The organism is Streptomyces sp. NPDC058579 (assembly GCF_042718575.1).
Classification (GTDB): domain Bacteria; phylum Actinomycetota; class Actinomycetes; order Streptomycetales; family Streptomycetaceae; genus Streptomyces.
This window is the reverse complement of the sequence record NZ_JBHXPI010000008.1, coordinates 167,143-181,238: the sequence shown is the minus strand read 5'-3', so window position 1 is coordinate 181,238 and position 14,096 is coordinate 167,143. Positions and strand designations below refer to the sequence as shown.

Here is a 14,096-nt window from a genome sequence, read left to right as displayed (position 1 = left end):
CTCCTTCAGGGCTCTGCCGCGACGTCAGGTGCGGTCGTCGGTGGAGAAGCGCGGGCAGGAGGCGACGACCACGAAGGGCCACAGCGACTGCAGACAGGTCACGAGGCGTTCGGCGGCGCCGGGAGCGCCCTGGCGGTGCGTCTCGATCAGGTACCAGAGCGCCCCGAGGCCCATCAGGGCGGTGGCGGCGAGCGCGGGCGCGAGCCGCAGGCCCCAGGGGGCGGCTCGGCCGCGGTGGGCGGCCAGGATCGGCCAGAGGGCCAGGAGGGCGAAGCCGAGCGCGGCGGCCGAGCCGTGGCGCAGGGACCCTCCGCTACTGGGTGTCGGGAGCAGGGCCACCGCCAGGGACGCCACCCCACCGGCCGCGAGGGCGACCCGTCCGGCGGGCGCGGCCGGGCGCAGCCCCCAGGCGGTCAGCAGATGGCAGACGCCCAGGGCGAGCAGGGCACCGGTCATCACCCAGAACCCCTCGGCCCCGTAGGCGGCCAGGACGCTGATGTTCTGGGTGGCGGGGTCGTAGCCGGACCCCTCAAGGCGTGCCGCGAGCACCCAGCCCCCGGCCAGCAGGAGCGGCGCGCACCCTGAGGAGACCAAGGCCCACCGTGGAACAGGTCGCATCCGCCCACCGTAAGCCGATCGGTCGCCGCCGCCACGTGGACGCGGACGGGCCGGAGTCCGAACGGGTGGCACCTGCGGACCGGGTACCCCGCGCGGCGAAGGTCGCACGGGTGGCGCTGCGGACCGAACCCGCCGCGGCGAGGATCAGACGGTCACCTTGCGGTGGAACCAGCCGTGGAACTCCTCGTCCTCGGCTCCGGCGGCCGACGCCGGCCGCAGCGCGGCCCGCTCCAGCGCCTTCTCCGCCTCCGCCCGCCAGGTCTCCGCGTCGGCGCGCGGCGGGGGCACGTACGCGCCCCGCTCGGGAGCGTCGGCGGCGGCGCCGAAGAAGTCGCCGCCCTTGCGCCGGACGTCGTCCGTCCCCCACGCGCGTCCGGGGCCGGTCCTGTCCACCTTCCGCAGGTGGGGGATGTGCTTGGCGCAGTGGATGTACGCCTCCTCGACGGTGACCTCCACCCACGCCTGGGCGCGCCGGCCCGGCACGGAGTCGACGGGCAGCCCGGCGTGGGCTCGGCGCATGGCGTCGTCCGGCACGATCCGGGCCCGGCCGTTGACATGGAGGCCGATGCGGTCCTGGAGGAAGTCCATCATGAGGATGCCGACGTGGGCGTTCTCCTCGATGTTGCCGAGGCTGGCGTGCACGCCGTTGCCCCGGTACTCCGGATACGCGAGTGTCCGGTCGTCCAGGACGTGGAGGAAGCCGGGCGGCCCGGCCCGGAAGGTGTTGTCGCACTCCCCGTGCCGGTCGGCGGTGGCCAGGAAGAACATCTCCTGGCGCGCCACGAACTCCCGCATGCGCGGGTTGAGCCGGTCGAGGACCTGCTCGTCGTAGAACTTGTCGGCCCGCTCACCGGTCCCCATGCGCTGCTGGACCTGGTGTTCGCCGGCGCTGCCCGGGCGGGTGGTGCGGACCGGCGTCGGCCGCCGGTGCCCGGTCTCTTCGAAAGTGCTCAATTCCGTGCCCCGACCAGTTCTTCGATGGAGTCGTGCCGTATGCGGTGGGTGGGGATGCCGATGCCGAGCAGCGTGTCGACGCCGCACCGGATCATGCCGGGCGGTCCCGAGAGATAGGCGTCGTACGTGTGCCACGGGCCGTACTGACAGACCGCGTCCGGGAGCTGGCCGCACAGCTGCCCTTCGAGGCCGTCGTCGACGACCGGGCGGACCGAGAGCCAGGGGTGCGACTGCTGGAGCCGGAGCATGGTGTCGATGTCGTACAGGTCGTGGTCGTGTCTCGCCCCGTAGAAGACCTGGACGGAGCGCCGTCTGCCGTGCTGGGCGACGTCCTCGACGAGGGCCTTGATGGGCGCGATGCCGGTGCCGCCGCCGAGGCAGAGCAGCCCGTTGTCGGTGCTGTGGTCCACGGTCATGGAGCCCGTGGGCGCGCCGAGGCGGATGACATGGCCCGGACGGGCCCGGTGCACGAGGGCGTTGGAGACCCAGCCCGCCGGGACGGCCTTGACGTGGAAGGAGAGCAGTCCGTCGGAGCGCGGCGCGGAGGCGAAGGAGTAGTGCCGCCAGACGCGCGGCCACCAGGGGGTCTCCAGGGCGGTGTACTGCCCGGCGAGGAAGGGGTAGGGCTGGTCGGGACGGACCGTCACGACGGCGATGTCCCGGGTCCGCATCTCGTGGGCGACCACCTCGGCCTGCCACCAGGCGGGGGCGCGCAGTTCGTCCTCCGCCGCCGCGTCGATCATGATCTGGGAGATCGCGGTGTAGGCGCCGATCCAGGCCGCCTCGGTGCGAGGTCCCCAGCTGCGCGGGGCGTAGCGGGCGAGGGCGCCGATGAGGCACTCGCCGACGGCCGGGTAGTGCTCGGGCTGCGTCCCGTACTTGCGGTGCCCCCGGCCGAGCCGGGTGAGGTACGCGGTGAGGGTGGCGGCGTCCTCGACATGGGTCGCGGCGGTGAGCAGCGCCCCGAAGAGGCGGTCGCGCTGGGTGTCCATCGCGGCGGGGAAGAGGGCGCGGAGCTCGGGGTGCTTGAGGAAGAGCAGCGCGTAGAAGTGCCCGGTGACGGTGTGGGCGATCGGCTCGATCTCGGCGAGCGTCCGGCGCAGCAGCGCGCCGTCCGACGTGTCCTCGGGCGGCGCGGGGGCCGGCCGAGCCGGTGCGGGGCGGGGCGCGGGGGCAGGAGGGGGGCCGGGCGCGGGGCGGGGCGCGGGGGCAGGAGCCGGGCGGTGCGCGGGGCCAGGTGCGGGGCTCGGTGCGCGGGCGGGTGTGGGGCGTGCCGTGCCGGCCGAAGGGCCGCCCGGTACGGGGCCCGGTATGCCGCCCGGGTTGCGCCCGAACCAGCCGGCGTCCCGGCCTATGCCGCCTGCGCTCTCGTTGTCGGCCGACGTAGGGGTCGGACCATGCATCGGTTTGCCTCGCCTCGAACGTCTTTCGGTCGGTCTACGCGCATGGGGTCCGAATGCGCCCCGTTTTCCCTCTCCCATTCGGAATTCCTGGCACGGGTGTGCGAACGCGCTCGACCATACCCCGGGGGTCGGATTCCATAAAGGGAAACCTCACCTCCTTGCTACCACGGCGAGTTCAACACGACCCGCAATACTCCGGGAAAATACTCACCGAATATTTGCGCCTTCTTCACTTCCGGCGAGCCGCTGCCACAGGAACGTGTGCATCAAGGCGTTGTTGTGCGCGACCTGTTCGTTGTCGCTGGCGCCGGCGTGGCCGCCGCCCGTGTTCTCGTGGAGCAGCACCCGGTGCCCCAGCTCGCGCAGCCGTGCGGCCGTCTTGCGGGCGTGGCCCGGGTGGACGCGGTCGTCGCGGGTGGAGGTCATCAGCAGGACCGGCGGGTAGGCGCGGTCCGCGGCGAGCTGGTGATAGGGGGAGAGCGCGCGGAGGTGGGGCAGGTCGGCCTCGTCGTCCGGGTCGCCGTACTCGGCGATCCAGGACGCGCCCGCGAGGAGCCGGTGGAAGCGGGTCATGTCGAGCAGCGGCACCTGGGCGACGATCGCGCCGAACAGCTCGGGGTGGCGGGTGAGCATCGCGCCCATGAGCAGCCCGCCGTTGCTGCCGCCGACGGCCCCGAGCCGCGCCGGGGTGGTGATGCCGCGCGCGACGAGGTCCTCGGCGACGGCGGCGAAGTCCTCGAAGGCGCGGGGCCGGTTCGCGCCGAGCGCGGCCTGGTGCCAGTCCGGTCCGTACTCACCGCCGCCCCGGATGTTCGCGATCACGTACGTGCCGCCCCGCTCCAGCCAGGCGCGCCCGCGCACCGATCCGTACCCGGGGGTGAGGGAGACCTCGAAGCCGCCGTAGCCGTAGAGGAGGGTGGGCCCGGGCCCGTGGCTCCCGGTGGCGCGGTCCGGGCCGATGACGAAGTACGGCACGCGGGTGCCGTCCGGGGACGTGGCGAAGAACTGGTCCACGGCGAGGCCCGCGGTCTCGAAGCGGGCCGGGGCCTGCTTGAGGATCTCGGTGTCCCCGCCGACGCTCCCCCGGTAGAGGGTGGAGGGCTGGAGGAAGCCGGAGACGTCCAGGAAGTACTCGTCGGAGACGTCGGGGTCGGTGTCGACGACGGTGACGGCGGAGAGCGGTGGTACGTCGGTGAGCGGCCGGCGCGTCCAGCCGCCGCCCTCGCCTCCGGTGCCGCCTTCGCCTCCGGGTCCGCCTTCGCCGCCTCCGGGCGTGAGGATCTCGATGCGGGCGCTGACGTCGCGCATCGTCTCCAGGAGCAGGTGGTGGCGGGTCCACGAGTGCCCGGCCAGGGCCGTCCGCTCGTCCGGCGTGAAGAGCACCTCGTGGGTGCGGTCGCCCGCCAGGAAGGCGTCGAAGCCGAAGGCGAGGAGGGAGCCGGCCCGCCTGCCGAGCCAGTCGGACTTCAGGGTGACGATCAGGTGGTCGCGGTGGGCGTAGGCCCGCGCGTCGTCGGGGACGTCGATCTTCACGAGGCCGTCGTCGGCGGTCAGGAGGTAGGTCTCGCTGCGGTAGAAGTCCTGCGCGCGGCCGACGAAGTCCCGCTCGAAGCCGGGTGTGGTGTCGCGCAGCCCCCAGGCCGACACGTCCCCCTGTTCGGCCTCGAAGACCTCGTCGGCGCTCTCCAGGGGCGTGCCCCGGCGCCATCTGCGTACCGTACGGGGATACCCCGAGTCGGTCAGCGAGCCCGGCCCGAGGTCCGTGCCGACGAAGACGGTGTCGGCGTCGATCCACCCGATCCGCGTCTTAGCCTCCGCCACCCGGAAGCCGCCCTCCACGAAGGCCCGGGCGGCGAGGTCGAATTCGCGGACCTCGACGGCGTCCCCGCCGTCGCGCGAGAGGCACACCAGCGCGAGGTCGTCCTCGGGCCGGCGCACCCGGGCGCCCGCCCACACCCACTTCTCACCCTCGGCGGCGGCGAGTTCGTCGACGTCGAGGAGGACCTCCCACTCCGGTTCGTCCTTGCGGTACCGCTCCAGAGTCGTGCGCCGCCACACTCCCCGCACATGGTCGGCGTCCCGCCAGAAGTTGTAGAGGAACGCGCCGCGCCGGGTGGTGTACGGGATGCGGTCCGAGGCGTCCAGCGCCTCCCGCAGCCGTTCCTTGAGGGCGTCGAAGCCCTCGTCGGCCAGCTCGGCCGCGGTCTCGGCGTTCCGCTCGGCCACCCACGCCAGGGCGGCCTCGCCCTCGACGTCTTCAAGCCACAGGTACGGGTCGTCATCGCTCACCCCCGCATTGTGCAGGCGTTCGCCCCCGCGCACCTGCCGAAAACCTGCACAACGTGCGTCTCTTGACGTCGGCCCCCTTCACCGTTCCTCGACCCGGGCCGTTCGGGAATCGTCAGGACGGCGCCGTTCTGTCCGGTTGGTACCGCACCCTCTTCGGCGCCTCGGAATGTGTTACTCGTTCCTGCGGAGAAGATGTCGGCGTTCCGTGAATATGGCGGCACGGTCGTTTCCCGAGGGACACAACCGTGCGCGTGGCGACGTCAACTGAATTGGTCCGCTCACCCGTTCGCGTGCTTTGATCAGCGCCCTGCGGCCGCAGAAACGGATTCCCCCCCAACAAATGAAGGGTGCGCATCATGCGTCACGACCTTGAGACCGTTGAGATCTCCGACGCCGACCTGGACGCCGTGTCCGGCGGTCTCGTCTCCGTCTCCGGTGGCCTCGGCGGCGCCGTGACCAGCGACGTCACCGGCCTGCTCGGCACCGTCGGCTCGCTCCAGACGGTCCAGGGCGTCACGGCCATCGCCACCGGCGTCCCCGGCCTGGCCCAGGGCCTCACCGGCGTCTCGGTGAACGCCTCCGGCATCACCGGTGTCGCTGGCCTCTGAGCCGAACACCGCCCGCAAACCCCGGAACTTCCCCGTTCCGGGGTTTGTGGGCACCCCTGTGTGCACCCCCCGTGTACACGCCCGTTCACCCCCCGTGTCCGTCCGTACGAATGCAGTCGAGGGAATAGTCCGTGCAGTTCCGCCAGAAGGCGCTTTCCAAGCTGCAATCGCCCGAAGAACTCGATGTGCCCGTGCGATTCGCGCGCCCGCCGGGCCGCCTCGTGCTCGCCGTCACGGTCGTCGTCATGGCCGTCGCCGGCTACTGGGCCCTCACCGGCACGGTGGCAGCCAAGCTGAGCGCGTCCGGCGTCCTCACCCACGCCGAGGGCAGCTACCTGCTGCAGAGTCCGGTCGCCGGACAGGTCACCGAGGTCCTCGTCGAGGAGGGCCGCCCCGTCTCCCCCGGCGCACCCGTACTGACCGTCCGTACCGACCAGGGGGACCGGCCCGTGCGCGCCGTGGCCGGCGGCCGGGTGACCACACTCTTCGCCCGGATGGGACAGGTCGTCACCACCGGGGCGGACGTGGCGACGGTGGAGCGCGTGACCGACCGGGACGCGCCCTTGGTCGCCGTCCTCTACCTCCCGGGCGACAGCGCCGCGACGCTCCGGGTGGGCGCCGCCGTCGACCTCGGCGTCCAGTCAGCCCCGCGCGACCGCTTCGGCGTCCTGCGGGGCCACGTCAAGGCGGTGAGCCGCACGCCCCAGACGCGCGAGCAGATCGGCTCCTTCCTCGGTGACAGCGGGCTCGCCGAACGCTTCGCCGGGCAGGGCAACCCGGTCGCCGTCCTGGTCGCCCTCGACCGCTCCACCGCGACCGCCTCCGGCTACGCCTGGTCCTCCGCGGACGGCCCGCCGCACGCGCTCGACTCCGGTACGCCCGTCACGGGCGCCGTCCACCTCTCCGCGCAGCGGCCCGTCGACTGGCTGCTGCCGTGAGCGCCCCCACCGATTCCCCGCAGGGCCGGTCGCGCTCCCGCTCCGCCTCCCGGGCCTCGGCGCGCCGGCTCCCGCCCGCCCGGCGCCGTCGGGCGCCCGTGCCCACGGGCCGCCGGACGCGGACCGTACGCACGCCGACCGTGCTCCAGATGGAGGCCGTCGAGTGCGGCGCGGCCGCCCTGGCGATGGTGCTCGGCCACTACGGCCGCTTCGTCGCCCTGGAGGAGCTGCGCATCGCCTGCGGTGTCTCGCGCGACGGGTCCCGGGCGAGCAACCTCCTGAAGGCGGCGCGCGGTTACGGTCTCCAGGCCAAGGGCATGCAGATGGACCTGGCAGCCCTCGCCGACGTGGCGGCACCGGCCGTGCTGTTCTGGGAGTTCAACCACTACGTCGTCTACGACGGCATGGGGCGCCGCTTCGGCCGCAGGGGCGTGTACGTCAACGACCCCGGCAAGGGGCGCCGGTTCGTCCCCATGGAGGAGTTCGACACGAGCTTCACCGGGATCGTCCTCACCTTCGAGCCAGGGCCCGGGTTCCGGCGCGGCGGGCGCAAGCCCGGCGTCATGGGCGGGCTTCCGGCCCGGCTGCGCGGCACATCCGGCACGATGGCCGCCGCCGTCGTCTCCAGCCTGCTGCTCGTGCTCGTCGGCGCGTGGGTGCCCGCGCTGAGCCGTACGTACATCGACATGTTCCTCATCGGGAACCAAACCTCGCTACTCGGCGTGCTCTTCGCGGCCATGGCGACCGCCCTCGTCCTCACCGCTACGCTCACCGCGGTCCAGCAGGCGAACCTCCTGCGCGGGCGGATCATCTCCTCCACCCTGGGCAGCGCCCGCTTCCTGCGGCACCTGCTCAGGCTCCCCCTCACGTTCTACGCCCAGCGCAACCCGGCCGACCTGGTCCAGCGGCTGCAGTCCAACGACGCGGTCGCCGAGACCCTCGCCCGCGACCTGGCCGCCGCCGGCGTGGACGCCGTCGTGGTGCTGCTCTACGCCGTGCTGCTGTGGACGTACGACCCCCAACTCACCGTCGTCGGCGTGGCCGTGGCGCTGCTCAACGTGGTGGCCATGCGGATCGTGCTCCATCTGCGGGCCACCGGCACGCAGAAGCTGCGCGCCGAGAGCGCCAGGCTGACCAACACCGCTTACAGCGGCCTTCAGTTGATCGAGACGATGAAGGCGACCGGTGGCGAGAACGGCTTCTTCCGCCGCTGGGCCGGCCAGCACGCGACCACCCTCGACGTGCAGCAGCGCCTCGGCGTGCCCACCGCCTGGCTGGCGGTCGTCGCGCCCACCCTGGCCGCGCTCAACAGCGCGCTGATCCTGATGATCGGAGGTCTGCGGGCGGTGGAGGGCCATCTCACCGTCGGTCTGCTCGTCGCCTTCCAGTCCCTGGTGACCAGCTTCACCGCGCCCATCACCCGCCTCAACGGCGTTGCGGGCCGGATCCAGGACTTCGCGGCCGACGTCGCCCGGCTCAGGGACGTCGAGAACTTCCCCGTCGACCCGGTGTACACCCGGCGGGAGCCGCACGCCAGGACCCGGCGGCTCAAGGGCCATGTGGAGCTGGACGGCGTCACCTTCGGCTACAGCCCGCTGGACGCCCCGCTGCTGACGGGCTTCACGCTCTCGGTCGGCCCCGGGCAGCAGGTGGCGCTCGTGGGCGGTTCCGGCAGCGGCAAGTCGACGGTCTCCCGGCTGATCTCCGGCCTGTACGCCCCGTGGGAAGGCGCCGTCCGGATCGACGGGATGCGTCTGGAGGACATTCCCCGCAGCGCGCTCGCCGCCTCCGTCTCCTTCGTCGACCAGGACGTCTTCCTCTTCGAGGGCACGGTCCGCGACAACATCGCGCTGTGGGACCCCTCCGTCCCGGACGAGGCCGTGGTCGCCGCCCTGGAGGACGCGGCCGTGCACGACGTGGTCGCCCGGCGGCCCGGGGGCATCCACAGCCGCGTGGAGCAGGACGGCCGCAACTTCTCCGGCGGGCAGCGCCAGCGGCTCGAGATCGCCCGGGCGCTCGTGCGCCGCCCCAGCGTCATGGTCCTCGACGAGGTGACCAGCGCCCTGGACGCGGCGACCGAACAGATCATCATCGACAACCTGCGGCGGCGCGGCTGCGCCTGCGTGGTCATCGCGCACCGGCTGAGCACGGTGCGGGACAGCGACGAGATCCTCGTCCTCGACCGGGGCACGGTCGTGGAACGCGGCCGGCACGCCCAGCTGGTCGCGGCCGGGGGCGCGTACGCCGAACTCGTCAAGGAGCACTGAGGTGACGTTCCCTCACCAGCCGACGGCCGTCGGCGTCGACCCCGTCGTCGCCGCCCTCGGCGGCCTGGGCACCGTGGTCGACTGCACCGGCCTGGGCAGCGTCCCCCTCGAAGGCCCGCACGTGCTGTGGCTCGTCGTCGACGGCGCCATGGACCTGTTCGCCGTGGACGCCGCGCAGCTCGGCCCCTGGCACTTCCTGGGCCGTCTGGAGGCGGGCACCCTGCTGCTCGGCCCGGTGGAGGGACCCGAGCACACGCTCATCGGGCGCCCCTTGGAGGGCTGCCTGCTGCGCCGCGTGGAGCTGCGCGAACTGCAGCCGTACGCCTACGGGGCTCAGCCGTACGACGGTCAGGCTTACGGTGGCCAGTGGTACGGCGGGCAGTGGTACGCCGACCAGGACCCGTACGGGACGGCCGAGCCGCGCCTGAGCCCGCTGGAGCACGCCTTCGCGCTCGGCATCGGGCGCGGCCTGCGGGTGCTGTACCAGGCACCGTTGGACGGCGGGGCGGGCAACGAGTCCGGTGGCGCGGACGACGACATCCTGTGGATGCAGATCGCCCCCGGCAGCGTCCTCTACGGGGCCGCCTACGAGGGGTACGGCGACGACGCCGCCGGCACGCTCCTCGTCGAACCGACGATGTGGCAGGGGATGGTCGACCAGCAGTTCCGGCTGCTTTACGCCCTGGACAGCTGGATCGAGGAGCTGGAGCGCGCCCACGAGGACCGCACGGCGGCCGGGATCGAGGCCGGCCGGGCCGCCCGTACGCAGGCGGACCGGGCGCTGCTCGCCTCGATCGACCGGTCGGGCGCGTCCGGTGCGGCCGGTGCTTCGGGTGCTTCCGGCGAGGGCTCCCGGGCGCGCGCGAGTGACGACGCGACGTACGCCGTCTGCCGGCTGGTCGCGGAGGAGGCCCGGATCACGCTGGCCGGGGCGGCGGAGGCGAGCGGCCTCCCCGGACGCCTCGACCCCGTCGAACGCATCGCGCTCGCCTCCCGGATCCGTACCCGGGTCGTCCGGCTCGACGGCCGCTGGTGGCGAGAGAACAGCGGGCCGCTCGTGGGGCGGCGCGAGGCGGACGAGGCCCCCGTCGCACTCCTTTGGCGGCGCGGACGGTACGAGGCCGTGGACCCCGCCACCGGCACGCGCGAGCGCCTCGGGAAGGCCGGCGCCTCCTTGGTCGCGCCGCGCGCCGTCATGCTCTACCGTCCGCTGCCCGACCGGCCGTTGGGCCTGCTCGGCCTGCTCCGCTTCAGCGTGCGGGGCACCCGGTCGGAGCTGCGGACGCTGCTGCTCTCCGGTCTGGTGGCGGTCGGTCTGGGCGCGCTTGTGCCCATCGCCACGGGCAAGGTGCTCGGTGATTACGTGCCCCGGGGCGAGACCGGGCTCATCGTGCAGACCGCGCTCGCGATCCTCGCGACCGCCGTCGTCTCGGCCGCCTTCATGCTGCTGCAGAACGTCACCATCCTGCGTCTTGAGGGCCGTATCGAGGCCACTCTCCAGCCCGCCGTCTGGGACCGGCTGCTGCGCCTTCCGACCCGGTTCTTCGCGGGCCGCTCCACCGGAGAGCTGGCCAGTGCGGCGATGGGCATCAGCGCGATCCGCAGGGTGGTGTCCGGCACCGGCCCGGTGGTCGTCCAGGCCGGCACCGTCGGCACGATGAACCTGGTCCTGCTGCTCGTGTACAGCGTGCCCCTGGCACTCGCCGCGCTCGCGATGCTGGCCGTCGTCGCGGCGGTGTTCCTGGGCCTGGGGCTGTGGCAGCTGCGGTACCAGCGGCGGCTGGTCCGGCTCGGCAACAAGCTCAACAACCAGGCGTTCCAGACCCTGCGCGGGCTCGCCAAGCTGCGTGTCGCGGCGGCCGAGAGCTTCGCGTACGCGGCCTGGGCGGGCGAGTTCGCCCGCACCCGGGAGCTCCAGCAGCGCGTCGGGCGGATCGCGAACGTCCTCACCGTGCTCGGCGCGGTCTGTCTGCCGCTCTGCACGCTCGTGATGTTCATGCTCCTCGCCGGACCGGCCCGGGGCTCGATGTCCGCCAGCGAGTTCCTCACCTTCAGCACCGCCGTGACAATGCTGCTGTCCTCGGTCACCCAGCTGACCGGCGCGCTCCTGTCGGCCGCCGCCGTGCAGCCGATGTTCGAACAGGTCAGGCCGGTGTTCCGGGAGACGCCCGAGGTACGGGGCTCCAGCGCCCAGCCGGGCGAGCTGAGCGGGGCGATCGAGGCCGAGAACCTGTCCTTCCGGTACACCGACGACGGTCCCCTGGTCCTCGACGGGGTCGACTTCCGGGTGCGGCCGGGCGAGTTCGTGGCGGTCGTCGGCGCCAGCGGCTGCGGCAAGTCGACACTGCTGCGACTGCTCATCGGTTTCGACCGGCCCTCGTCCGGCAGCGTGCGCTACGACGGGCAGGACCTGGCGGCGCTCGACCAGGCGGCCGTGCGCCGCCAGTGCGGTGTCGTGCTGCAGAACGCCCAGCCCTTCTCCGGCACGATCCTCGACTGCATCTGCGGCGCCGAGACCTTCCCCCTCGAAGACGCGTGGGCGGCTGCCGCGATGGCGGGTCTTGCCGAGGACATCAAGGCCATGCCGATGGGCATGCACACGATGTTGTCCGACGGTGGCGGCACCATCTCGGGCGGTCAGCGGCAGCGGTTGATGATCGCCCAGGCGCTGATCCGCAGGCCCCGGGTGCTCTTCTTCGACGAGGCCACGAGCGCGCTCGACAACGAGGCGCAGCGGGTGGTGATCGAGTCCACGCGGGCCTTGAACGCCACCCGGGTGGTGATCGCCCACCGGCTGTCCACGATCATGGATGCCGACCGGGTGATCGCCATGGCGGACGGCCGGATCGTCCAGCAGGGGTCACCCGCCGAGCTGCTCGCGGACACGACCGGACTGTTCCACGAACTGGTCCGCCGTCAACTGCGCTGATCCTGTTCCCGCAGGCCACGGGCGAGATAGAGCCCGGTGGCCGTGGCGAGCAGGGTCACGCAGCCGGTGAAGATCAGCCCGGCGGCGTCCAGGCCCAGCCACATCGTCAGCGCGCCGACGCCCACGACCGGCAGCGAGATGCCCGTGTAGGCGACGACGAAGAACGAGGAGACCGTCGCCGCCCGGTGCGCGGGCGGGGCGGCCTCGCCGACGGCGGTCAGTCCGGCGCGGAAGGCGAGCCCCTGGCCGATCCCGCCGCAGACCGCGCCGGCGATCAGCAGCGGCAGGGTCTCCGCCCACAGGGACGCGCCGACGAGGAGCAGCCCGAGCACCAGGACCGCGCAGCCGAGCGGCAGGGCGACGCGCCCGGGCATCCGGGCCGTCCACGACTGGCCCACGGTCGAGGCGAGGAACACCGAGAAGACCACGAGACCCGAGACGGCGTGGTTGGTGATGTCGAGGGTCTGCGCGACGAAGCTCGGGGCCACCGCCGTGAAGAGGCCGAGCAGCGCGAACCCGGCGAAGGCGGCGAGCGCCGAGGGCGTGAAGACGCTTCGGACCTCGGGCGGTACGTACAGCCCCTGCGGCCGCAGCCGGCTGCGGAGCCGTGGATGCTCGACGGTCTCCGGCAGGAAGAGGACGATGACGCAGGCCACGGCGACCAGGCCGAGGTGGACGAGGAACGGCAGAATCAGCGGCTCCGGGGCGTACTCCGCGAGGAACCCCGCGAGGAGCGGCCCGCAGCCGAGGCCGCCCATGTTCGCGGCGGTCGCGGCGAAGCCCGCGCGGGACTTCCGGTCCGGCCGCGCCAGTTCGAGCACGGTGACCGTGCCCGCCCCGCTCAGCAGCCCGGCGGAGAAGCCCGACAGGAGCCGGCCGGCGAACAGGAAGGGCAGTCCGCCCTCGAAGAGGAAGAAGAGTGCGCTGGCGGCGGCGAACCCCAGCGCCGCCCACAGGACGGGCCGGCGGCCCACCCGGTCGGAGTGGTTGCCCACGAGGAGGAGGGTGGCGATGACTCCGACGGCGTAGCTGGCGAAGATGACCGTCACCATCAGCTCGGAGAAGCCCAGCTCCTCGCGGTAGAGACCGTACAGCGGGGTGGGGATCGTCGTGCCGGCCATGCCGATGGCGAAGACGACGGCCGCCGCGACGTAGCCGAGGCGCCCTCGGTGGCGGGAGGTGCTCCGTACGGTCGGAGCGGCTTCGCCGGTCATGTCGCCGCCTCGCCCCGCGCGAGGGCGAACACGCCGACGACGACCAGAGCGACGCCCAGCGTCTCCGGTACGAGCCACCAGCCCACGCGTACGTCCTCTTCGTAGATCAGGATGCCGAGCATCAGGCTCACCGTGGCGTCGCCCAGCGTGAGCGCGGGCTGCGAGGCGACCAGCGGTCCGCCCTGCATGGCGTGTTCGAGCAGCAGGAGCGCCGCGATCCCGGCCACGCAGAAGGCGTACGTCTGCCAGGCGGTCAGGAAGCCGGCCAGGCCGTCGTCGTCCAGGATGTGCATGGACGTCTTCATCAGCCCCGCGGTGAGGGCGTAGCAGATCGCGGTGGCGGCGCCGAGGCACCCGGCGCGGGCGCGCCCTGCCGGCCTCCGCAAGCCGGCCACCGTCAGGGCCACGACCGCGCCGGCGGCGATCGCGAGCGCCGGGATCCAGCGGTCGAGCGCCACGTGCGTGCGGTTCCCGTCGGGCGAGGCGGCCATGAGGGCCACCCCCAGGCCGAGCACCACCGCCGCCACGGCGCCCCACTGCGCCTTCGGCAGCCGCTCCCGTGTCATCAGCGAGGCGATCAGCAGCGCGAGCGGCAGCTCGAGCACGAACAGCGGCTGTACGAGCGACAGGGGGCCGGTCGCCAGGGCCGCCGCCTGCCCGACTCCCGCGACGATGACGGCGAGGATCCCGGCCAGCCAGAGCGGGCGCTTCAGCAGATCGAGGATCAGGCCGGGCCGGAACGAGTCGGTCTGACGGACGGTGAGCGCGGCACGGCGCTGCAGCACCGTGGCGAGCGCGTTGCTGAACGCGGCGCACACGGCGAAGAGGACCGGCAGGACGACACTCATCCTCCCGATGGTCACCGTCGCCGCCGGA

10 protein-coding genes are annotated in these 14,096 nt (G+C 72.9%); 4 read left to right on the top strand and 6 right to left on the bottom strand.

Features of this window, described 5'->3' with window-relative positions:
- Window positions 1-24 precede the first annotated feature (24 nt).
- The 4 genes from ACFWRO_RS13755 to ACFWRO_RS13740 form a co-directional block, all read right to left on the bottom strand.
- A complete protein-coding gene (locus ACFWRO_RS13755) occupies window positions 25-618 on the bottom strand; it encodes a DUF998 domain-containing protein (protein WP_384509003.1) in 594 nt (197 codons plus the stop codon).
- Between the two features lie 144 nt (window positions 619-762).
- Window positions 763-1,572, bottom strand: a complete 810-nt coding sequence (locus ACFWRO_RS13750) for a pyridoxamine 5'-phosphate oxidase family protein (RefSeq protein WP_384509000.1) — start codon at window positions 1,570-1,572, stop codon at window positions 763-765.
- A complete protein-coding gene (locus ACFWRO_RS13745) occupies window positions 1,569-2,975 on the bottom strand; it encodes a globin domain-containing protein (protein WP_384508997.1) in 1,407 nt (468 codons plus the stop codon). The genes ACFWRO_RS13750 and ACFWRO_RS13745 overlap by 4 nt, the downstream gene beginning before the upstream one ends.
- Before the next feature lie 207 nt (window positions 2,976-3,182).
- Window positions 3,183-5,264: a prolyl oligopeptidase family protein gene (locus tag ACFWRO_RS13740; RefSeq protein WP_384508995.1), complete on the bottom strand. Its 2,082-nt coding sequence runs from the start codon at window positions 5,262-5,264 to the stop codon at window positions 3,183-3,185.
- Between the two features lie 356 nt (window positions 5,265-5,620).
- Between ACFWRO_RS13740 and ACFWRO_RS13735 the strand changes: the two genes are divergently transcribed.
- The 4 genes from ACFWRO_RS13735 (at window position 5,621) to ACFWRO_RS13720 (ending at window position 12,006) form a co-directional block, all read left to right on the top strand.
- Window positions 5,621-5,872 carry a hypothetical protein gene (locus ACFWRO_RS13735; protein WP_384508992.1) on the top strand — a complete coding sequence of 84 codons (252 nt, stop codon included), beginning with the start codon at window positions 5,621-5,623 and terminating at the stop codon, window positions 5,870-5,872.
- A 131-nt stretch (window positions 5,873-6,003) separates the two neighbouring features.
- A complete protein-coding gene (locus ACFWRO_RS13730; RefSeq protein ID WP_384508989.1) occupies window positions 6,004-6,810 on the top strand; it encodes an HlyD family efflux transporter periplasmic adaptor subunit in 807 nt (268 codons plus the stop codon).
- Complete coding sequence (locus tag ACFWRO_RS13725; RefSeq protein WP_384508985.1) at window positions 6,807-9,077, top strand: NHLP family bacteriocin export ABC transporter peptidase/permease/ATPase subunit; 2,271 nt, start codon at window positions 6,807-6,809, stop codon at window positions 9,075-9,077. Before ACFWRO_RS13730 ends, ACFWRO_RS13725 begins: the two co-directional genes overlap by 4 nt.
- Window position 9,078: 1 nt before the next feature.
- Entirely contained in the window at window positions 9,079-12,006 is a 2,928-nt protein-coding gene (locus ACFWRO_RS13720) for an NHLP bacteriocin export ABC transporter permease/ATPase subunit (RefSeq protein WP_384508982.1), read from the top strand.
- Here the strand turns inward: ACFWRO_RS13720 and ACFWRO_RS13715 are convergent.
- The gene (locus ACFWRO_RS13715) at window positions 11,994-13,220 is read right to left on the bottom strand and encodes an MFS transporter (RefSeq protein WP_384508979.1); all 1,227 of its coding nucleotides are present in this window, start codon (window positions 13,218-13,220) and stop codon (window positions 11,994-11,996) included. The genes ACFWRO_RS13720 and ACFWRO_RS13715 overlap by 13 nt on opposite strands.
- Window positions 13,217-14,068 (bottom strand): DMT family transporter, encoded by an 852-nt coding sequence (locus ACFWRO_RS13710; RefSeq protein ID WP_384508976.1) that lies wholly within the window; start codon window positions 14,066-14,068, stop codon window positions 13,217-13,219. The genes ACFWRO_RS13715 and ACFWRO_RS13710 overlap by 4 nt, the downstream gene beginning before the upstream one ends.
- Window positions 14,069-14,096: the final 28 nt, after the last annotated feature.

Coding starts and splice junctions, on each gene's coding strand:
- ACFWRO_RS13735 (WP_384508992.1), top strand. CDS start 5,621: ATGCGTCACGACCTTGAGACCGTTGAGATCTCCGACGCCGACCTGGAC.
- ACFWRO_RS13715 (WP_384508979.1), bottom strand. CDS start 13,220: ATGACCGGCGAAGCCGCTCCGACCGTACGGAGCACCTCCCGCCACCGA.
- ACFWRO_RS13710 (WP_384508976.1), bottom strand. CDS start 14,068: ATGAGTGTCGTCCTGCCGGTCCTCTTCGCCGTGTGCGCCGCGTTCAGC.
- ACFWRO_RS13745 (WP_384508997.1), bottom strand. CDS start 2,975: ATGCATGGTCCGACCCCTACGTCGGCCGACAACGAGAGCGCAGGCGGC.
- ACFWRO_RS13755 (WP_384509003.1), bottom strand. CDS start 618: ATGCGACCTGTTCCACGGTGGGCCTTGGTCTCCTCAGGGTGCGCGCCG.